22 protein-coding genes are annotated in these 21,212 nt (G+C 29.7%); 21 read left to right on the forward strand and 1 reads right to left on the reverse strand.

Annotation, left to right across the window (positions count from 1 at the left end; genetic code table 11):
* The first annotated feature begins 47 nt into the window (after positions 1–47).
* From ACTNBA_RS09145 to ACTNBA_RS09210, 14 genes are all read left to right on the forward strand, one after another.
* The gene (locus ACTNBA_RS09145; RefSeq protein ID WP_035133557.1) at positions 48–251 is read left to right on the forward strand and encodes a hypothetical protein; all 204 of its coding nucleotides are present in this window, start codon (positions 48–50) and stop codon (positions 249–251) included.
* 39 nt (positions 252–290) lie between these two features.
* Positions 291–1,328 (forward strand): [citrate (pro-3S)-lyase] ligase, encoded by a 1,038-nt coding sequence (citC, locus tag ACTNBA_RS09150; RefSeq protein ID WP_441073558.1) that lies wholly within the window; start codon positions 291–293, stop codon positions 1,326–1,328.
* Between the two features lie 123 nt (positions 1,329–1,451).
* The gene (gene citG / locus ACTNBA_RS09155) at positions 1,452–2,831 is read left to right on the forward strand and encodes a triphosphoribosyl-dephospho-CoA synthase CitG (protein ID WP_441073560.1); all 1,380 of its coding nucleotides are present in this window, start codon (positions 1,452–1,454) and stop codon (positions 2,829–2,831) included.
* Between the two features lie 315 nt (positions 2,832–3,146).
* Complete coding sequence (locus ACTNBA_RS09160; protein ID WP_441073562.1) at positions 3,147–3,623, forward strand: NADH-quinone oxidoreductase subunit NuoE family protein; 477 nt, start codon at positions 3,147–3,149, stop codon at positions 3,621–3,623.
* A 1-nt stretch (position 3,624) separates the two neighbouring features.
* Complete coding sequence (nuoF, locus tag ACTNBA_RS09165) at positions 3,625–5,499, forward strand: NADH-quinone oxidoreductase subunit NuoF (RefSeq protein WP_441073563.1); 1,875 nt, start codon at positions 3,625–3,627, stop codon at positions 5,497–5,499.
* A 4-nt stretch (positions 5,500–5,503) separates the two neighbouring features.
* Positions 5,504–7,192: a [FeFe] hydrogenase, group A gene (locus ACTNBA_RS09170; RefSeq protein ID WP_441073564.1), complete on the forward strand. Its 1,689-nt coding sequence runs from the start codon at positions 5,504–5,506 to the stop codon at positions 7,190–7,192.
* A gap of 5 nt (positions 7,193–7,197) precedes the next feature.
* Entirely contained in the window at positions 7,198–7,446 is a 249-nt protein-coding gene (locus tag ACTNBA_RS09175; RefSeq protein WP_035133546.1) for a (2Fe-2S) ferredoxin domain-containing protein, read from the forward strand.
* A gap of 231 nt (positions 7,447–7,677) precedes the next feature.
* On the forward strand, positions 7,678–8,100 hold the full coding sequence (locus ACTNBA_RS09180; protein WP_441073565.1) for a hypothetical protein: 423 nt from the start codon (positions 7,678–7,680) through the stop codon (positions 8,098–8,100).
* 117 nt (positions 8,101–8,217) lie between these two features.
* Positions 8,218–10,083 carry a molecular chaperone HtpG gene (htpG, locus tag ACTNBA_RS09185; protein ID WP_441073566.1) on the forward strand — a complete coding sequence of 622 codons (1,866 nt, stop codon included), beginning with the start codon at positions 8,218–8,220 and terminating at the stop codon, positions 10,081–10,083.
* A gap of 117 nt (positions 10,084–10,200) precedes the next feature.
* Positions 10,201–10,857 carry a response regulator transcription factor gene (locus ACTNBA_RS09190; protein WP_441073567.1) on the forward strand — a complete coding sequence of 219 codons (657 nt, stop codon included), beginning with the start codon at positions 10,201–10,203 and terminating at the stop codon, positions 10,855–10,857.
* A complete protein-coding gene (locus ACTNBA_RS09195; RefSeq protein WP_441073568.1) occupies positions 10,857–12,296 on the forward strand; it encodes a HAMP domain-containing sensor histidine kinase in 1,440 nt (479 codons plus the stop codon). Before ACTNBA_RS09190 ends, ACTNBA_RS09195 begins: the two co-directional genes overlap by 1 nt.
* A 118-nt stretch (positions 12,297–12,414) precedes the next feature.
* Positions 12,415–12,825, forward strand: a complete 411-nt coding sequence (locus tag ACTNBA_RS09200; protein WP_441073569.1) for a hypothetical protein — start codon at positions 12,415–12,417, stop codon at positions 12,823–12,825.
* A gap of 153 nt (positions 12,826–12,978) precedes the next feature.
* A complete protein-coding gene (locus ACTNBA_RS09205) occupies positions 12,979–13,722 on the forward strand; it encodes an NAD(P)H-dependent oxidoreductase (RefSeq protein WP_441073571.1) in 744 nt (247 codons plus the stop codon).
* Positions 13,723–13,880: 158 nt separating this feature from the next.
* The gene (locus tag ACTNBA_RS09210; RefSeq protein WP_441073573.1) at positions 13,881–14,231 is read left to right on the forward strand and encodes a hypothetical protein; all 351 of its coding nucleotides are present in this window, start codon (positions 13,881–13,883) and stop codon (positions 14,229–14,231) included.
* A 121-nt stretch (positions 14,232–14,352) separates the two neighbouring features.
* On the opposite strand, the gene ACTNBA_RS09215 is transcribed toward ACTNBA_RS09210, so the two are convergent.
* On the reverse strand, positions 14,353–16,509 hold the full coding sequence (locus tag ACTNBA_RS09215; RefSeq protein ID WP_441073574.1) for a C25 family cysteine peptidase: 2,157 nt from the start codon (positions 16,507–16,509) through the stop codon (positions 14,353–14,355).
* Positions 16,510–17,229: 720 nt separating this feature from the next.
* On the opposite strand from ACTNBA_RS09215, the gene ACTNBA_RS09220 reads away from it, so the two are divergent.
* The 7 genes from ACTNBA_RS09220 to ACTNBA_RS09250 all read left to right on the forward strand — a co-directional run bounded on the left by ACTNBA_RS09220 (position 17,230) and on the right by ACTNBA_RS09250 (position 21,195).
* Complete coding sequence (locus ACTNBA_RS09220) at positions 17,230–18,054, forward strand: GNAT family N-acetyltransferase (protein ID WP_441073576.1); 825 nt, start codon at positions 17,230–17,232, stop codon at positions 18,052–18,054.
* 164 nt (positions 18,055–18,218) lie between these two features.
* Positions 18,219–18,563, forward strand: a complete 345-nt coding sequence (locus ACTNBA_RS09225) for a helix-turn-helix transcriptional regulator (RefSeq protein ID WP_150842481.1) — start codon at positions 18,219–18,221, stop codon at positions 18,561–18,563.
* Entirely contained in the window at positions 18,550–19,260 is a 711-nt protein-coding gene (locus ACTNBA_RS09230; protein WP_441073578.1) for a permease prefix domain 1-containing protein, read from the forward strand. Before ACTNBA_RS09225 ends, ACTNBA_RS09230 begins: the two co-directional genes overlap by 14 nt.
* A complete protein-coding gene (locus ACTNBA_RS09235; protein WP_441073580.1) occupies positions 19,253–19,777 on the forward strand; it encodes a hypothetical protein in 525 nt (174 codons plus the stop codon). Before ACTNBA_RS09230 ends, ACTNBA_RS09235 begins: the two co-directional genes overlap by 8 nt.
* An 8-nt stretch (positions 19,778–19,785) precedes the next feature.
* On the forward strand, positions 19,786–20,055 hold the full coding sequence (locus ACTNBA_RS09240) for a hypothetical protein (RefSeq protein ID WP_441073582.1): 270 nt from the start codon (positions 19,786–19,788) through the stop codon (positions 20,053–20,055).
* Position 20,056: 1 nt separating this feature from the next.
* Positions 20,057–20,560: a flavodoxin family protein gene (locus tag ACTNBA_RS09245; protein WP_441073584.1), complete on the forward strand. Its 504-nt coding sequence runs from the start codon at positions 20,057–20,059 to the stop codon at positions 20,558–20,560.
* Positions 20,557–21,195, forward strand: a complete 639-nt coding sequence (locus ACTNBA_RS09250; protein WP_441073585.1) for an NADPH-dependent FMN reductase family protein — start codon at positions 20,557–20,559, stop codon at positions 21,193–21,195. The genes ACTNBA_RS09245 and ACTNBA_RS09250 overlap by 4 nt, the downstream gene beginning before the upstream one ends.
* Positions 21,196–21,212 lie beyond the last annotated feature (17 nt).

Genomic DNA, 21,212 nt, shown 5'->3' on the forward strand with positions numbered 1-21,212 from the left:
CAATGTAAGTATCCTAATAGTTATAAACTTATAATGGAGTGAAAGATATGAGTAAAAAGAAAAATAGAAAAACAAATAAAGAAATTTTACAAGAAGCTCATGCAGAAGGAATGTTTAGTGAAGCAGAAGAAATATCTAAAGGAAAAAAGAAATATGAATTTAAAAGTGGATTTGATGCTGTGTTTTCAGTAATTATTGTAATTATTGCATTACTAATAATATCCTTTGTAAGAAAATACTTTAACTTATAAAATTAAGATAGGATGTAATTTATTAAATGAGGTGAAGAAATGTATTATAACACTCAAAAAATAAATCTTAATTCTAAAATAGAAGTAAATAGGGTTGAGGAATTTTTAAGGGGATTTGCCCTTAAATATGAAGATGTAGATTATACTTTAATAATAGAGGAAGAGGGAGAAATAATAGCTACCTGTTCTAAGAAAAATAATATCGTTAAATGTTTTGCCGTAAGTGAGGATCATCAAGGTCAAGGTATATCAAATATACTTATTACTGATATCACTAATAAACTCTTTGAAGAAGGCATATACCATAACTTTATTTTTACAAAGCCTTCGAATAATTTTCTGTTTCAAGGACTTGGATATAAGGTAATTGTTGATACGGATAAAGTTAGTTTATTGGAAGCAGGGAATAAAAATATCCATAGCGAGTTGAAAAATATAAAGAAGAGTTATGAATTAAAGGATGAAGAGCAATATGCTGCGTTAATTATGAACTGTAATCCTTTTACATTAGGACATAAATATATAGTTAAGAAAGCAGCTATGGAAAATAGAAATGTTATAATTTTTGTGGTAGAAGAAGAGAAGTCCTCATTTCCATTCCAAGTTAGATTTCAACTAATAAAAGAGGGAGTTAAGGAATTTAATAATGTAACTGTAATACCCGGTGGGAATTATATTATATCATCAGCTACTTTTCCAAATTATTTTTTAAGAAAAGATGACGACATTCTAAAAGAATATACTAAAATAGATGGAAACGTCTTTGGAAAATATTTTTGTAAGGAACTAAATATAACTAAAAGATATGTAGGAAGTGAACCTTACTGCAATGTTACCAATACTTATAATGAAACTTTAAGAGAAGTATTGCCTAAGTACGGTGTGGAAGTTGAAATTATAGAGAGATGCGAGATAGAAAATAAAGCTATAAGTGCGTCTAGAGTTAGAGAATTACTTAAAGAAAATAGACTAGAAGAAGTAAGAGAGTTAGTCCCATTAACTACCTATGAATTTTTAACAAGCAGCCTAGGTAAAGATATTATAGAGAAGCTTAAACTTAGAGATTTGCCTCATTAAAATATTAAATATTTCCTATGATAAAAATTGGAGGCTAATTAATATACAATAGAAACATTTAATTTTATCATAGTAAGGAAGGGGAAAAGTGATAGGATAATTATTGCCTATCCTTACATTAATATGGACTATACAGAAATAGATGAATTTTTAAATCATAGAGAAAAGAGAGTATTACACCAAGAACAACTTCTGAGAAATACATCTGGTGGAGTTACTCTTGCCACTGTAAGAGTAAACTATCCTGGTATAAAAAAATCTAATTACATTACAGATAGAATTGCCGAGATAGTTTGTGAGGATATATATTTATTTCATAATAAAAATATAATTTGTAAAGAAATCTATAAGAATAAAGAAGGAGTTATAGGTCATTTCATCTTTAATACTGATAATATTGAAGTAAAAAAGCAACTTATATATATGGAAGAAAATCATATATTAGGTAGATGTGTAGACATAGATGTATATTATCTTGATGATAGTGATCCATTGATGCCGTCCTTGCGTGGAGTGTCTAGAAGTGACATAGGCCTAGAACCTAGAAAATGTTTTTTATGTGAAGAAGAAGCCAGAATATGTTCTAGAAGTCAAAAGCATAGTATAGAGAGGATAAAAGAGTATTTTATTAGTAAGTATGAAGAATATACGTGTTATGTAGATAAAAGAGATAGATTGTCCTATGAGATATCTCAACTAGCCCTTAAATCAATGATTACAGAGGTATCAACTATGCCTTCTTATGGATTAGTTTCACCTGTTACAAAAGGGTCTCATAAAGATATGGATTACTATACATTTTTAGAGAGTAGTTTTGCCATAGCACCATTTATAAAGGAAATGGTAGAAGTGGGATATAGCTATGAAACTCCAAAAAATATTTTTAAAGCTATTAGAACTATTGGAATAAAATGTGAAGAGACTATGTTTAAAGTTACTAAAGGTATAAATACCCATAAAGGTATGATATTTTTAATAGGAGTAGTAGCTACTGCGCTAGGTAAAGCTCTATATGAGAAAGTATCCTTCAATAAAGTTCAAATTATACTAAAGGATATGTGTGAAAATATATTGGATGATTTTAAAGATTTGCATAAAAAGAAAGACTTAACTCATGGAGAGGCTTTATATTTAAAACATGGTTTTGTTGGAATTAGGGGAGAAATTAAAAAGGGTCTTGAAAATATTTTCCAGGAAATAATACCCAAACATAGAAGTTCTAATCTAAAAGGAAATGATTTGTATTCTGAAACATTGCTTATGTTGATTAGTAAAGTAGAAGATAGTACCATTGTACATAGACAAAATATAGAAAAACTTCGTGAAGTTCAAAGACGTGCCTATGAAATTTTAAACTTGGGGGGCTTCAATAGCGAAGAAGGAATTAAAGCAGCCCATGACTTTGAAAAGCAGTGTATAGACGAAAATGTGAGTCCGGGAGGATCAGCGGACTTATTGGCATTAGTTATATTTTTGACAGAGTCTGAAAGGTTCTTTTCATAAACTTTAACTCGTTACAGATGTAAATTTTTAAAGTAGATATATTTAATTAACACAGGATATTAAATATATCTACTTTATTTTATAAATTTATCAAAAATACCCATGGAATATAGAGAATTTATAATAATCATATATAGAAATTAATGTAAAATTAAAGTAAATATAAAAAAATGCAGGAATAATAGTTTACATATTTAATATAATATATAGAAATTAATTAAAAAAATAATTATTATTTTGTATTGAAATATTTGAAAATTCAGTATAAAATGTAATAGTGATAATAATTTAACAAGCATTGTAGGGGGGAAAACAATGAAAACATCCTTTAATTATGAAGAACTAGATGTTATATTAAAAAATCATGGATATAACCCTAGTAGTATAATTGCAATATTACAAGATACTCAGGAGATATATAGATATCTTCCAGAGGAAATATTTCCATATTTCTCTAAAAAATTAAGTGTCAGTGAAGCAAAAATTTACAGCGTAGCTACATTCTATGAAAACTTTTCTTTAGAACCTAAAGGGAAATATGTAATAAAAATATGTGATGGAACAGCATGTCACGTAAGAAAATCTATACCAATATTAGAGAAGCTAAGAAGTGAATTGAATCTTTCAGAAAACAAAGTTACTACAGATGATTTAATGTTTACCGTGGAAACGGTTTCATGTCTTGGAGCCTGTGGTTTAGCACCAGCACTAACTGTTAATGACAAGGTTTATGGGGCTATGACTCCTGAGAAGGCAATAGAACTTTTAAATATGCTTAAGGAGGACAAATAATATGCTTCTTAATAGAGAGGATTTAATTAATATAAGAAATATCTATAAAGAAAGTTTTCACAACGAAAAGGTAAAAATTCTTGTATGTGGAGGTACTGGTTGTATAGCGGGTGGTTCATTAGAAATATACGATGAGTTTGTAAGACTAATGAAGGAAAAAGATATAAGATGCGAGGTTAAATTAGAAAAAGAATCTCATGAAAAATCTGTTGGAATTAAAAAAAGTGGTTGCCATGGATTCTGTGAGATGGGACCTCTAGTAAGAATTGAACCATGGGGATATTTATACATAAAGGTTAAGCCACAGGATTGTGAAGAAATTATAGATAAGACTATTGTTTTAGGTCAATGTGTAGATAGATTGGCTTACGAAAAAGATGGTAAGGTTTACAGAACCCAAGATGAAATACCTTTCTATAAAAAGCAAACTAGATTGGCATTAGAACATTGTGGTCATATTGATTCTACATCTATAGAAGAATATTTTGCTATAGGTGGATATTCTGCTTTAGAAAAAGTACTATTTGATATGACTTCAGATGAAATTATAAAAGAAATCGATGATTCTAATTTAAGAGGCCGTGGCGGCGGCGGTTTCCCAACTGGGCGTAAGTGGGGTCAAGTAAAACGTCAACCTGAGGGTGAGAAGTACATTGTATGTAATGGTGATGAAGGAGATCCAGGTGCCTTTATGGATAGAAGCATAATGGAAGGAGACCCACATAGAGTTATAGAGGGAATGATGGTTGCAGCAGTAGCCTGTGGAGCACAGGAAGGATATATATATGTACGTGCAGAATATCCTCTTGCTGTTAGCAGATTAAAGAATGCTATAGAAGAAGCTAAAAAGTATGGAATATTAGGTGAGAACATTCTTGGTACAGGTTTTAGCATGGATATAAAAATCAATAAGGGAGCAGGTGCTTTTGTATGTGGAGAAGGAAGTGCACTAACAGCTTCTATTGAAGGAAAAAGAGGTATGCCTAGAGTTAAGCCACCAAGAACTGTAGAACAAGGATTATTTGGAAAACCAACAGTGCTTAATAACGTAGAAACATTTGCTAATGTACCTATAGTAATTGAAAAGGGAGCAGATTGGTATAAAACCATGGGTCCAGAAAAGAACAATGGAACAAAAGCCTTTGCATTAACAGGAAACATTGAAAATACAGGGCTTATAGAAGTTCCAATGGGTACAACCTTAAGAGAAATAATATTTGATATAGGTGGAGGAATAAGAGGAGGAGCAGAGTTTAAAGCTGTTCAAATTGGAGGTCCTTCAGGTGGTTGTTTAACAAAAGAACATTTAGATTTACCACTAGATTTTGATTCTTTAAAGAAAGCTGGAGCTATGATAGGTTCTGGTGGGTTAGTTGTAATGGATGAAAATACTTGTATGGTAGAAGTAGCTAGATTCTTTATGAACTTTACTCAAAATGAGTCTTGTGGTAAGTGTATACCATGTCGTGAAGGTACTAAGAGAATGCTTGAAATATTAGAGAGAATTGTAGCAGGTAAAGGTGAAATTGAAGATATTGATTTATTACTAGAACTTGCAGATACAATATCTTCTACAGCTTTATGTGGATTAGGAAAAACTGCAGCATTCCCAGTAGTAAGTACAATAAAGAATTTCCGTAGTGAATATGAAGCGCATATTATTGATAAGAAATGTCCAACCAAGACATGTCAAAAACTTAAAACTATCTATATAGATGCAGACCTTTGCAAGGGTTGTTCAAAATGTTCAAGAATTTGTCCAGTAGGTGCCATTTCAGGTAAGGTTAAAGAACCTTTTGTAATTGATAAAAATAAATGTATTAAATGTGGTGCCTGTATTGAAGCTTGTGCCTTTAAAGCTATAAAGGAGGATTAATAGAATGAATGAACAATTTATGATTATAGATGATATCCCAGTAGAAATAAAGGGAGAAAAAAATATTTTAGAGGTTATTAGAAAAGCAGGAATAGATTTACCAACTTTATGCTATTACTCAGAGCTTTCTGTATATGGAGCTTGCCGTATGTGTATGGTAGAAAATAAGTGGGGTGGAATTGAAGCTGCATGTTCTACACCACCAAAAGCTGGTATGGAGATATATACTAATACACCTAGATTAAGAAAATATAGAAAGAATATATTAGAATTATTACTTTCAAATCATTGTAGAGATTGTACTACCTGTGAGAAAAATGGACACTGTAAACTACAAGAGTTAGCACATCGCTTTGGAATAAGACAAGTAAGATTTGATAATACAGCAGAAAAAAGCGAATTAGATACATCATCTTTATGTATAGTAAGAGACAAGAGTAAATGCATACTTTGTGGTGACTGTGTAAGAATGTGTAATGAAATTCAAAATGTAGGTGCTATTGACTTTATAAAAAGAGGAGCAGAGATGAGTGTAGGTACAGTTTTTGACAAACCTATAGCAGAATCAAACTGTGTAGGTTGTGGTCAGTGTGCAGCAGTATGTCCTACAGGAGCTATAGTAGTAAAAGATGATACACAAAAACTATGGAAAGATTTAAGTGATAAAAATACTAAGGTAGTAGTGCAAATAGCTCCAGCAGTAAGAGTTGGAATAAGTGAGGAGCTTGGACAAAAAGATGGAGAAAATGTAATGGGTAAAATCGTTGGAGCTTTAAAGAGAATGGGCTTTGATGAAGTATTCGATACATCTACTGGAGCTGATCTTACAGTACTAGAAGAAACCGGAGAATTTATTTCAAGATTAGAAAATAATGAAAGGCTTCCTTTATTTACTTCTTGTTGTCCAGCTTGGGTTAACTATGTAGAAAGAACTTACCCAGAGATGATGAGTAATATCTCAACATGTAAATCTCCTATGCAGATGTTTGGTTCCGTTTTAAAGGAGCACTATAGTCATTCTAGTAAAAGAATAGTTAATGTAGCAATAATGCCTTGTACAGCTAAGAAATTTGAAGCTGATAGAGATGAATTTAAAGTTGATGGAGTTAATGATGTAGATTATGTTATAACTACTCAAGAGCTTATAGCTATGATAAAGGAAGCCGGAATTGTATTTTCAGAGATAGAACCAGAGGCTGTAGACATGCCATTTGGTGTTAGTAGTGGAGCGGGAGTTATATTTGGAGTTACAGGTGGAGTTACAGAGGCTGTTTTAAGAAGAGTTTTAGATGATAAATCTGTATCTACACTAAGAACTATAGCATTTAATGGAGTAAGGGGAATGTCTGGAGTAAAGGAAACTAGTATTACAGTAAATGATAAGGAATTAAAAATTGCTGTAGTTAGTGGTCTTAAAAACGCTGATGACCTTGTGAAAAAGATAAAATCAGGAGAAACACATTATGATTTTATTGAAGTAATGGCTTGCCCAGGTGGATGTGTAGGTGGAGCAGGACAACCATTTACAATGTTCGAAGGAAAGCAAAAACGTGGAGAAGGTTTATATGCAGCAGATAAGATGAGTAGCCTTAAACGTTCAGAAGAAAATCCAGTAATGATGTCTCTTTATTCAGGATTATTAAAGGGAAAAGTTCATAAGTTATTACATGTGAATTATAATAGAGGGGAGTAAACGCTGTGGTAAACTTAAGTGTTTGTATAGGTAGCGCCTGTCATGTAAAGGGATCTTATAATGTTATAAATGCTTTTCAACAGAGCATTGAAGAATATAATCTATCTGATAAAGTAGACTTAAAGGCAGTATTTTGTTTAGGTCATTGTTCTGATGCTGTATCTGTAAAAATTGATGACGGAGAAGTATTCAGTGTATCAGGCTTAACGGCAAAGAGTTTCTTTAAAAAAGAAGTATTACCAAGAGTAAAATAAGGTCATAAAACAAGCTAAATGTTAAATTAATATTGAGCCTACACTTATAATAAAGTGTAGGTTCAATATTTTGTAAGTTTTAGTGAGCTATTTTTGAGAAGAAGCTCTTTTTACTCATAGTAAATAAGTAGAACTTCTAAAAAATCTATACAGTTGTTAATTAAAATCTATATATGTGATATAATGATGTGCATGTAAAACTTAAGAATTAATTAACAGGAGCTGATATAAATGTATGTATTATTTGGTGAAAATGTAATTCATAATGATGAGATGAAAGAAATAATAGAAAGTAAAACTGATTTTAAAGTAATTAAGGATATGACAAAGGGAACTAAAAGAGAAGACGTTCATGCCTTTTGCTTAAGTGTGAAAATCTCAATCTTAAATGAGATTATAGAAGAAGAATATGATGATTTTAATTTAAGTGAAATGGAAGATGACGATGTTTTTGATGAATATCTCAGTTTAGCAGAAGAGATGGCCTTAGATATGGAAGAGTTTATTCCAGAGGAAGCTATTATCGATGCAAAGGCTTATAAATGGGATCAATCAGATAAAGATATAAAAGTTATTGTTATCATTGGAAATGACCAATTAGAAGAAAGAAAATTAAGAGATATAATGAAAAGATTACTAACTCAAGCAGAGTAAATGTGATATTTTTACAAAAAATTCACAATATATTCTTTATTTTATATAGAATTAGGTATAAAATATTTTATACGGTTGAGTATAAAATTTTATTATTTTTGTTTGGAGGAGATATATATGCTTAAAGAGAATGGAAACATTTCAATTCACACTGAAAATATAATGCCGATTATAAAAAAATGGCTATACTCTGATAAGGATATATTTATAAGGGAACTTATCAGTAATGGTTGCGACGCTATTAATAAATTAGAAAGACTTGTGACCTTTGGAGAAGCAACTGTGGAGGAGTCTAAATACGAAGTTACTGTATCCTTAAATAAAGAAGAAAAAACTATTAAATTTATAGATAACGGTATAGGAATGACTTCAGAGGAAGTGAAAAAATATATTAACCAAGTAGCTTTCTCAGGAGCTGAGGAATTTTTATCTAAATATAAAGATAAAATTGATGAAGGAAAAGGCATAATTGGCCATTTCGGATTAGGGTTTTATTCAGCTTTTATGGTATCAGAAAAAGTTGAAATTGATACTTTATCTTATAAGAAAGGTGAAGAAGCTGTTAAGTGGATTTGTGAAGGTGGTACAGAATATGAAATTGAATCTTCTGAAAGAACTTCTAGAGGAACAACTGTTACTCTTTATATAAGTGAAGATAGCAATGAATTCTTAGATTATTATAAATTAAGGCAAATTATAAAAAAACATTGTAACTTCTTCCCTGTTGAGATTTATCTAATAGATGAAAATGAGAAAAAAGATGATAAGGATTCAGAGAAGGATATAGAAAAAACTCCTTTAAATGATACAAAACCATTATGGATGAAAGCTCCAAAGGATTGTACAGATGAAGAGTATAAAGAGTTCTATAGAAAAGTATTCAATGAATATAATGATCCGCTATTTTGGATTCATATGAATGTAGACTATCCATTTAATTTAAAAGGAATATTGTACTTCCCTAAATTAAAACATGAATTTGAAGCTACAGAAGGAGAAGTGAAACTTTATAATAAACAAGTTTTTGTGGCAGATAACATAAAAGAAGTTATTCCAGAGTTTTTACTTTTATTAAAAGGTGTTATTGATTGCGAAGACATTCCTTTAAATGTATCAAGAAGTTTTCTACAAAAGGACAGTAATGTATCAAAGGTTTCCAGACACATTGTAAATAAGGTAGCTGATAAACTTACATCTCTATTTAAAAATCATAGAGATGAGTACAATGACTTTTGGAAAGATATAAATATCTTTATTAAATATGGTTGTCTAAGAGATGAAAAATTCTATGACAAGGTTAAAGATATACTGATTTTCAAAACTACTAATGGAGACCATGTAACATTAAAACAATATCTAGAAAACAATAAGGAAAATCATGATAAAAAAGTTATTTATGTTAATGATGAAAAGCAACAGTCTCAATATATTAAAATGCTAAAAGACAATAACTTAGAAGCTGTGATTTTAAATACCACACTAGACAGTCATTTTATTACTTTAATGGAGAGTAAAGAGGAAGGAGTACAATTTAGTAGAATTGACTCTGACTTAACAGAAATATTAAAGGCTGATGCAATAGATGAAAGTCCTGAAGAGAACAAGGCTATAGAAGAGATATTTAAGAAATCTATAAATAAGGAACAACTAAAAATCTCTATAGAGCCTATTAAAACAGAAGAAGTTCCTGCCATGATTACTCTATCAGAACAATCTAGAAGAATGGCTGAGATGAGTGTGATGTTTGGAGGAGGGGATATGTCAATGTTCCCTAAAGAAGAGACTTTAGTTGTAAATAGTTCAAATCCATTAATTAAAAAACTATTTAATTTATCTAAAGATGAAAATAAAAAAGACTTGGTTAATGATATTTGTAACCATGTGTATGATTTAGCTATGATAAGTCATGGACAATTAGGTGCTGATGAAATGTCTGATTTCATTAAAAGAAGCAATGATTTACTTGGAAGATTAATTAACTAGAGGTATTGAATAATTTGAACCATGAAGTGTATGTCCTAAAATAATTTGGGGACATACACTTTATTTTGTACTATAATGGTATAAAATAAAGATGATATATTATATTAGGAGGTTCCTATGAAAATTTTAGTTGCTGATGATGATGAGAGAATTTTAAGACTTATTGCTGATTATTTAACTTTTAATAAATTTGAAGTAATTACTGCAAAGGATGGTAAGCTTGCTTTAGAGAACTTTGATGATACCATTGATTTAGTAATTTTAGATGTTATGATGCCTATTTATGATGGATGGATTGTATGTAAAGAGATTAGAAAGATATCAGAAGTACCTATAATTATATTAACGGCTAAAGATAGTGATTTAGATGAACTTTTTGCCTTTGATATAGGAGTGGATGACTATGTATCTAAACCATTTAACATAGCCCTATTACTTGCTAGAGTTAATAGACTTTTAAAAAGTAAAATTATTAAGGCGGGAAGCATTGTATTTAAAGGGATTGAAGTAGATGAAGAAAGTCACATGGTAAAAATAGATGGTACGGAGAAAGAACTAAATCCGAAAGAATATGAACTATTACTTTACTTTGTAAAAAATGAAAATAAAGTAATAAGTAGAGAAACACTACTAAGAGTTATATGGGATGAAGATTACTTTGGTGATACTAGAACTGTAGATACTCATATAAGTCGGTTGAGAAATAAATTGGAAGATTATAATAAGTATCTAAAGACCATAAGGGGTTTCGGATATAAGTTTGGAGAAGTATGATGAAATCAATTAAATTAAAGCTATTTTCTGGTATAGTTCTCATATTCAGTATTTTTATCTTAGGGATTGCAACCTATGGAGTCACATATAAAGACTTTTTTCAAAGGGAAAAGTTAATGGAAATGAATGAAGTAATTGAAGAAATTAAAAACTATATAGATAAAGACTATGATAATAGAGTTGATGGGAAGTTAGAGGGACTTTCAGAGAAGTATAGTGTTCAAATAGATATTAAAGATGCACTGACATCAGAGAGCATATTTTCTAGCCACAAAATGGGTAAAAATAATATGATGAATGGGCAGCACAGGTTTGAAGTGATAGAATCTATAGGTGAAAAAGAGGGAGTAAGTGAAACCATAACCCTTGATAGATCTACAGGTGTAGAGTTCTTGACTGCTGTGGGGAAAAATGTATATACTTACGAAATAACTGTCAAAACACCAATTACAGTTATTGATGATGCAGTAAATAAATCTATGAAGCTTTTATTTATGATAATGGTACCTGTTGGATTTATAGCACTTTTTATAACAGCATTATTTTCAAGACAATTTACTAAGCCAGTAATAGAAATAACTAAAAAAACTAGAAAAATAGAAGATCTAAGTTTTTGCGAGGATTTAAATATAAAGAGTATTGATGAAATAGGAATACTAGCTAAAAGTGTTAATAATTTATCCCATAAAATAGAAGAAACTTTAAAAAATCTAAAAGAAAAGAATTTAGAGTTAGAGACTATGATGAAGAATGAAAAGAAAAATCAATTAGCCAGAAGGGAGTTTGTGTCCTCTATATCTCATGAACTAAAAAGCCCTATAACTGTTATTTCAGGTTATATTCAAGCACTTCAAGAAGATTTTATATCTTCAGAAGAGGATAGAAAATATTATTTAGATGTAATAGGTGAAGAAACAGAAAGATTAGGGATCATAGTCAATGATCTTTTAGATTTATATAAGCTAGAATCAAATACCTTTAAATTAAATAAAAAAGAAATAAATATAAATAGTTTAATGAAAAAAACTCTAGAGAAAAATAAATTTAGATTCGAAGAAATGAACATAAATCTTAACTTTACGGAAGGTGAAGATATTACTATTATAGTGGATGAAGTTAGATTAGAGCAAGCAGTACAAAATTATATTAATAATGCCCTTAGCCATGTAGATGAAAAAAAAGTAATAGATATTAATCTAAAAGTAATTGAAGATAATTTAGTAATCTCTGTGTATAATAGTGGCAGTAACATTGAAGATGATAACCTTACTAGGATTTGGGAAGGGTTTATAAGGGTAGATAAGGTAAGAAACTATAAAGAAAAACGCCTAGGTTTAGGTTTAGCCATAGTGAAACAAATAGTAAATCTTCATGACGGTACCTATGGGGTAAAGAATAGAAAATATGGTGTGGAATTTTGGATAAGCTTAAGGCTATAAAAATTTATAACTTATTTTAATCTAACTATTAGATTGTTGTAACATTAATGTAACATTCCCTTGTTATTATAAAGGTGTAAAGAAAATAAAAAATAATTAATGAAGGGAAGGATTTAATATGAAAAAATCAATGATAGCTTTAGCACTAGTAGGAGTAATTACCGCTTCGGGAGCAACTATGGCCTTTGCGGAGGAAAATTTAGGAGGAGCTTTTAGAAATAATGGAGCTACACAGGTTCAAAGCTTAGTAGAAGAAGGAAAGACTTTAGAAGATGCAAAGGAAATTATGCTACAAGAGAAATATGAAAGAGTAGATGCAGCTGTAGAAAGAGGAACAATAACTTCAGAAAGAGGAGAAGAAATTAAAGCTGAAATGGCTGAAAATAGTGCTACTTGTGATGGTGCTGGCATAAACAGAGAAAACAAGGAAGGCTATGGACTTAATCAAGGATTAGGTAATGGTGCGGGTCAAGGTAGAGGAGCTGGCCAAGGAAAAGGTACTGGTAGAGGAAATTGTATAAATAACTAAATTTATTATTTAGATAGATAATATTATAGGAAGGATAGATACATTTATATAAGTATATCTACCTTCCTTTTTTCTATAATATTTCTTTACATTAGTTTGGATAGTTATGGTAAAATATTGTATATATACTACGACTATGAAGGAGATAATAATATGAAATGTGTAGTTATTCATGGTAGCCCAAGAAGAGGAAATACGTGGAATGTATTAACCCTAGTAAAGGAAGAAATGACAAAAAATTTAGACATAGAGTTTATGGATATAGAGCTTAGAAAAGAAAATCTTCCCCTATGTATAGGATGTTTTAATTGCATTTATAAGGGCGAAGATAAATGCCCACACAAAGATATTATGAGTAAAATTGTGAAAGAAATTAAAGAAGCAGAAGCACTAATAATTACTTCTCCCGTATACTCTATGCAAATAAGTGGATTACTAAAAAACTTTATAGATCATATGTCTTACAATTTCCATAGACCAAGTTTATTTACAAAGAAGGCTTTAATAATAACTACCACAGCTGGCGCAGGTCATAAGGATGCTGCAAACTATGTGAGAAGTGTTTTAAACTACTGGGGCTTTAATCATGTTCAAACTTTACCAATTGCTTATAGAAGTAGGGAACTTACAGAGAAAAATAAAATAAAGGTATTAAAGGGTGGAAAAAAATTTAGTGAGGAATTAAAATCTAAAAAGATTCATAAACCATCCTTAAAATCAGTAGTTATGTTTAATCTTTGGAAAGCCATGTCAAAGGAGAAATATGACGAAGGAAGTGCAGACTATGACTACTGGCATAGTGAAGATATGAGTAAAGGTGTATTCTCACCTCAAGTTCCTATTGGTATATTAAAAAAATTAATGGGAACAATTATTTATGGGCTAATGAGTAAATAAGGTATGTATAAATATATAAAAAATGGTAAATAATATGTGCAGATATAAGAATTTAGCTTGAACTATAACATGATAAGTATTATAATATGAATACATTATTTAATAATGTATTCATATTATAGTTATTAAATAAAAAATCCGCGGTTGGGGTGATGGTTTTGGATATAGAAATTGAAGATATACTTGTAAAGCTATTAGAAGGTCAAACAAGACTTGAGACAGAAATTAATGGTGTTAAAAATGAGATAAAGAAGAATTCAATAAAAATTGAAGCTATAGAAAAAAACATAGATATGATTGTAGAAGTACAAAGTTCACATAGAGAACAAAATGAAAATTCTTTTAAAAGTACGGATTTAATAATAGAAGAGAAGACAGACTTAATTGAGAAATCAATAAAAAACATTTCTAAAAATGTTAAAGAAGTAAAAGAAAGCATAGAAGTATTAAAGGACATGACAGGTAGACATGAAGTAGATATTAACATACTAAAACGAAGGCCGGTATAGATAAAAATTTAATGACTTCATTAATAACCATTTTATTAATTTAAGATAGTTATTTTTTATGGCTAAAATATAGATTAAATACTAAGGGGGTGCTACAAGCACCCCCTTATATATTATAGATTTAGTTAGCTATAGGATAACTTGCATTTAGGTTATATTTTGTAGAAGTACTATGAGCACCATTATATCCAACAACTTTAAGATAGTATGTGCCTAGTGTACGTGCTGAATAAGAAATGGATTCATTTGATGTTGAGCTTTTAGTAGAAGAGGCTACTCTTTTTCCTGATGAGTTATAGAGATATAAGTCATAGTCATATGGTAGATTTGTTAATGTTGCAGAGATAACACCAGATTTGTTAGTTGTTACTTTATAATAATCAACGTCTGTATTTGAATATATATATGAACTATAATCTACACCACTATTTATAGTATATGCTTGGGAAGTAGAATCGTTTGGTTCATATGGGTCTGCTGGTTCTTCTGGATCTGTAGGGTCTGTTGGATTTGTAGATTCTGGTAGGATTTGTATAGATGGGTCACCGAATAATGTCCAAGTGTTGAAGGTTAACAAATCACTGCTTGTACCGTTATCTAGCATTCTAGTTTCACCAGAGTAACACAAGCCGCCTAGTGATACCCTACTATTGTTGCAAAGTAAGTCAATTATTCCGTCTTGACCATTCATAGGAGGTATCCAAGGTTGATTTACTGTTGACATTAATGTTCCTATTGCACCTATTGGGTTTCCATTACTATTCTTTGAGCGAAGCCAAGTTTCTGCAAAACAAGTACCGCTTTGGAATTTACCACTTACACAAGAAACACTTATAATAAAAGGAAGTTGTCCTGGGTTTTGAAGATTTTTTATATTGGTATTACTGAAGCCTGTTGTTACCCAGTAATTTTCAGCACCGTGTCCACAATAATTTATTATACCTCTGCCTTGGTTTAGACTATTAGTAACAGAAGAAGCTGATGCACCTGGATCGTATATACTATCCACTTGAGTATAACCTGCATTTAGAAGTCTACTCTTTATACTATCCATTTGTTGTATATCTGTTTCTCCAGAACCTTCATCTGATGCTATACCAACACCTTTTTTAAACCATGCAGCTGTATTATAACCATTTTGTTCAAACTCAATAGATCTTTGTACTTGAGTTTCAACATCTGCAATACTTTCTGCAGAAAAACGGCCTACATATATGTCAGGATAATCATCTGAACCTGCAACCTTTGTATAAGTAGGATCAGAAACCCCTGTAGAGTAAGTAGGAGAGGATACATGTGCATAGTCACCTACAAGAAGTACATAAGTTAATTCAGGGTGTTGATTGTAATAGTTTTGTATATAATTTTTTATTTCAGTTGGATTATTAGATGCTGATACTGTAGACATATTTACTAATGTAGTGTTTATTCCTCTGGAGTTTTTCCAATTAATAAAGGAATTCATAGCACTACTAAACTGATCATAAGATATGATAAGCATAGAGCCTGTTTCTGAAGGATTATTCATTAAACGATGAGTAGGAGTTTTTACATTACTGTAGTTAATAAATGTGTTTGAATAAGCAGGTTCGAAATCAGAAGTGATTTTATTAGATCTTGAAGTGGTAAGTGAATTTAATGATGATTTACCATTTGTTATTATTTCTACAGTTACGGATTTATAAACTCTTAAAGTTTCATTTTTAGGTTTATATTGAAATGCATTTAATGTAATAGTTGTCCCTCTCAATTCTCTCATTATAAAAGGTTTACTAAAAGAAACTAATTCTGAAGGATAAAAGTTTTTATTTTTATATTCCTTACCTAATTTATAAGGGATATCTTCAGGATTTTTATCCCTTGTTATAGAACCTTTTGATGGAGCTATAGGGAGTTTTTTATAGTCTTTATATTCTGATGATATAACGTTTAACTTAACGTCGGCATCATTTGGTATAACTATATTTCTGCATATGCGAGGAAGCTCCGGAGCTCCTTCTTCAAGAGGTAAGCTAGTACCCTCACAATTAATATTATAGTAAGATTTATTGTTAATATTTACTAAGTCTTTACTAAAATTGTTAATATCGAATTTTACAACTGTATGGTGAGAATCAGACTCTAACACAGTAACACTAACATCATCAGTGCTATTTGAGTTACCATCATTGTCAAGACTAGAAGTGGTTCTAGTATTAAATACGAAGAAACATTGAGTAACTAAAAATGTCAGTAGAAATAAAAATACTGATAGTTTTGATTTAAACAATTTTTTCATACATTCCCTCCTAAAAATTAGAATTTAATAGAGATAAAATAAATAGAAAATTATCTAAATAGTACATCCCTCCTTTTAAATTATTATAATTGTAACTTATGATATGAAGTGTGTTTTGTCTATATAGATAACAACTAAAATATGAAATTATTAAAGTTGTTTATCTTGAATGTAATATTATGGAAAATTGTAATTTTAACATGGGGTTTAAAAATTAATTATGTGATAATAGATAAATCATATTATACAAAATTGGATGAATAATTTTTGAAGATGTTTATAAAAGTAGTTCATCACTTTTATGAAAGAATGCATAAAGATTTTATGCATAATTATATGTAATAATTAAATGAAAAATTTATGTTATTTATATATTAGAACAAATTTACATAATTGTAAATATGAAATGTGAAATTTTTTTAAAAAGTTAATCAAATGGAAACATATAACAAAAGCTTAAATTTAAAATAGTGTATATGATATGCAATATATTGAAAATTTGCATGGGTAAGATATAACTTTATTGTGTGATGAATAATTGTTAGATAAAATAAGATAACTATAAATTTCAATAATACTTTATTAGTATAATATGTTATAATTTCCTTATTAAAGATAATTACTTAAAGAAAAAGTGATAAGTTCATCTAGTAGTAAGAGCGTAGTTTATATAATAAAACATTTAAGTGAAAATTAAATTTAAAAAGTGGGGGAACTATGATGTATAAAATTAAAGATAATAAAAGAAAACATATGATAGAAGCTTATGACCAAGACAATAACTTAGTAGGGGAAGGTATAATTTCACCTTTTATGGAATCTGATTTATATGAAAGGCCTAGATTAAATATCTACATTGATATTAAAGTAAAAGATGTTATAGATAAAAGTGAGTTAAAAGATCAAATCTTTGATGAAATAATGAAGAAATCACAAGTAATAAGACAAGAAAATAAGGAGCTTGATGTAAGAATCTATCATTGTTGTTTTTCAGACAATAAAGAGAATATAGCATATTATTCTTCTAAAAAAGGTTTTAACCATGATGAAGGAATGCATATTATAAAGAAAAAAATAACTGAGGAGCGTTTCCAGATTAGAGATATTGAGGGTATAGACTTTGCTACTCTTGAATTTATAGACGAGGATGAGATAAAACAGTTAGTAGAAAAGCAAAACGAAGTATTTGTTAGAGGCTATTCCATTGAGGATATAAAGGAAATAAGAAGAGAAAATCAATGGTTCAGTATAGCAGCTAAACATAGAGAAGAAATTGTAGGTAATATTATTATTATTATCGTAAAGGAAGATGAATTAAACAATAAATATGGTTGGGTGGATGATTTATTTGTTTCAAAAGAATGGAGAAAGCAAGGTGTTGGAAAAAATCTGATTATAAGAGCCTTTCAAGGGTTAAAGGATTTAAATATTAAGGAATCAAGACTAGAAGTCTGGAGTGCAAACAAAAGAGCATTGTCAGTTTATAATAGTGTGGGATATGAGTTTCATAAAGAGACAGAATCATCAATTGGGATGTCTCTTTAATGCTATTTTGTATGAAATACTTAAATTTGATGAATGAAGATTTTCATGTTCTACTAATGTGAAATGCATTGTAACAATTACCTAAATATAAAATTTGACATACCTTGATTATCTAAGTATAATTATACTTAGATAATCAAGGTATAATTTTGGGAGGTGTTAATGTGAAAATTGATAAAGGATTAATAGGAGGAAGTACCATTTTACTAGTATTATCCTTACTGGAAGAAACTGATAGATATGGATATGAGATAATAAAGGAGTTAGAGGTTCGCTCAGATAAAACTTTCCAATTTAAGGAAGGTACCCTATATCCTGTTTTACACAAACTTGAAAATAATGGTTATGTAAAATCTTATATGGCTAAAGGGGATACAGGTAAAGAGAGAAGATATTATAAGATAACTAGGAGTGGAAAAAAACAGCTTACAGAGGAAAAGAAAAAGTGGGAAGAATTCTCAATATCTGTTAATAAAGTTATTGGCGGTGAATCATATGCCTTCGCTTAAAAAAGAAAAGTTTTTAAAAGAGGTTTTGTCCTATGTTAAGTTTTCTTTAGATAGAGAAGATATTAAAACAGAACTTGAAAGTCATATATTAGAAAAAGTGGATTACTATATTGAACAGGGCTATGATAAAGAAAAAGCAGAAGAGTTATCTATAAATGATATGGGAGATGCTAAGGAAATTGGAATTGAGCTTAATAAACAACACAACCCTATCCTTGGTTGGATATGGTACATAACAAATGTAATGGTTGGAATAACAATTATATTCAGTGTATTTGTTATTGGACCTCTTTTAGTAGAGCCTTTATTTAAAGCTAACCTGATAAATAATATTGAAAAATCTAATATAGTTTATAAAATGAATATAGATGAAAAAGTTAATGTGGATGTCACAGTTATTCATTTTACAAATATTATATATGAGAAAAATGGAGATCTTAGCTTTTTTTATGAGTACTATGATACCAGGATGTGGGGATATGGATATAGTATTGGATTAATTGGAGAGATAACTGATAATCTAGGAAATATATATCCTTATGGTCCAAGTGAGATGCAAGGTGGAATAAAAACTAAATGCATGCAAACAATAAAAAACTTTTCAAAAGAAGCAGATACATTAATTATAAGTTATGATAATTATAATAGAAAATACAAAGTAGAAATACCTTTACAAGTAGGTGATAAAAATGAGTAGACTTAAAAAAGTGGGTAGAAATATTATTATTTTAGCTATTTTATTATTTTTGATTTTTATGATATTAGGACTTCATTTAACACCACTATCAGCTAATGAATGCTCTGAACGTAGTGTACATTATGGTCCATCGGAAGTGGTACATGTAGAAAATTATGAAAAAGGGAAATATATACTTTGTAAATATGACAGATGGGTGTCATGTAATATTGCGAATAAAGGATTATTTTTCTTTTGGAGAATCGAGGATCAGTCAATTGGATTTGAAAATGATAAGACTAAAGCTATAAATTATACTTGGCGTGGTTATGACAAAGATTTTATGGTTTATGGCATTATTAATGATGATAAAGTGAAAAAAGTTGAAATAACTTCAAATGGTGGGAAGGTTTTTACACAAACAGAATTTTATGATGATTTATTTTTATTAATTTGGAAGTGGGATAATGATTGGGGCATTAAGAATATAAAGGGATATGATTCTGATAACAATGTAATTTTTGAAGAAAAATTCTAAAATATATTGTGTCTTATATAATATGCATAATTGGAACTGATATTGTTATTGGATTAGTATTTGATTATTTTAATCCTTTAATAGAGAGTGAAAGTATTATTACTAAGTCTTTAATATTGGGGTTTGTAATTTTTGGCGTTGATTTATTTGCATTTAACTTCTTTGTGCCAATTGTTTTTCATGCTGATATACTAGACTTGTTTATTAGAACCATAGTAGATATAGTTTTCGTCTTTATTGGAAGTTGTATTATAAACTATAAGAAAGGAACATTGTAAAATGAAGTTATTGATACATGATTTAGAAAGTAAGGATTTTAAAAAGATATTTCCTAATCAATTAGATGATACAATGGTTATTTCAGATGATGGAACCATACATCATTGCATAGGCTGTTTTGGGTGCTGGATAAAGACACCAGCAGCTTGTGTAATACGAGATAAATATGGTGATATGGGAGAATATTTGTCAAAGTGTCAAGAAGTCATTCTTATTAGTAAATGTTGTTATGGTGGATTTAGTCCCTTCGTGAAAAATGTATTAGACCGAAGCATTTCTTATATCCATCCCTATTTTGTAATAAGAAATGGAGAAATGCATCATCGAAGAAGATATAAAAATCATATGGATATGAGAGTTTGGTTTTATGGTGAGAATATAACTGAAAAAGAAAAACAAACTAGTGAAAAATTGGTGAAAGCAAATTCTATTAATTTGGATTGTCATGTTAGTAGTATTTCATTTGTTAACAGTATTGAGAAAATGGAGGATGAGATACTATGAAAATAGCTATTATTAATGGAAGCCCTAAAATTAAAGATAGTGCCTCTGATTGCATCTTACAAGAGTTGAAAGTTTTTTTAAGTAAGCAAGATAATACGATTATAGAATATCACTTTAGAAAGCCACAATTGAGTATAAAGGAAATGGAGAATCTAGCAGAATGTGATGATTTAGTATTTGCGTTTCCTCTATATGTAGATGGAATTCCATCTCATTTGCTAAATTGCCTTACAAAATTAGAAAATTATTTTCAAGCTGTAAATGAAAAAGAGATTAAAGTTTATTCTTTGGTGAATTGTGGATTTTATGAAGGTCATCAGAATAAATTAGCCATTGAAATTATGGAAAATTGGTGTATAAAAGCAGGAGTTCAGTGGGGACAAGGGCTTGGGATTGGTGCAGGCGGCATGCTCCCATCCTTAAAAAATGTTCCTATTGGTAATGGACCTAAGAAAGACTTAAAAAAAGCTATAAACCAAATTGCAAACAATATTTTAAAATCTACCTCAGAAGAAAATATATTTATAACAGCAAATTTTCCAAGGGTTGCCTATAAGTTTGCTGCAGAAATGGGATGGAGACAATCTATTAAAGGAAATGGGTTAAAGAGGAAAGACTTATTTTTAAGAAAATAATAGTTTTTTTACTTATT

The organism is Clostridium sulfidigenes, assembly GCF_052067195.1.
In the GTDB taxonomy this organism is placed as follows: Bacteria; Bacillota; Clostridia; order Clostridiales; family Clostridiaceae; genus Clostridium_J; species Clostridium_J sulfidigenes.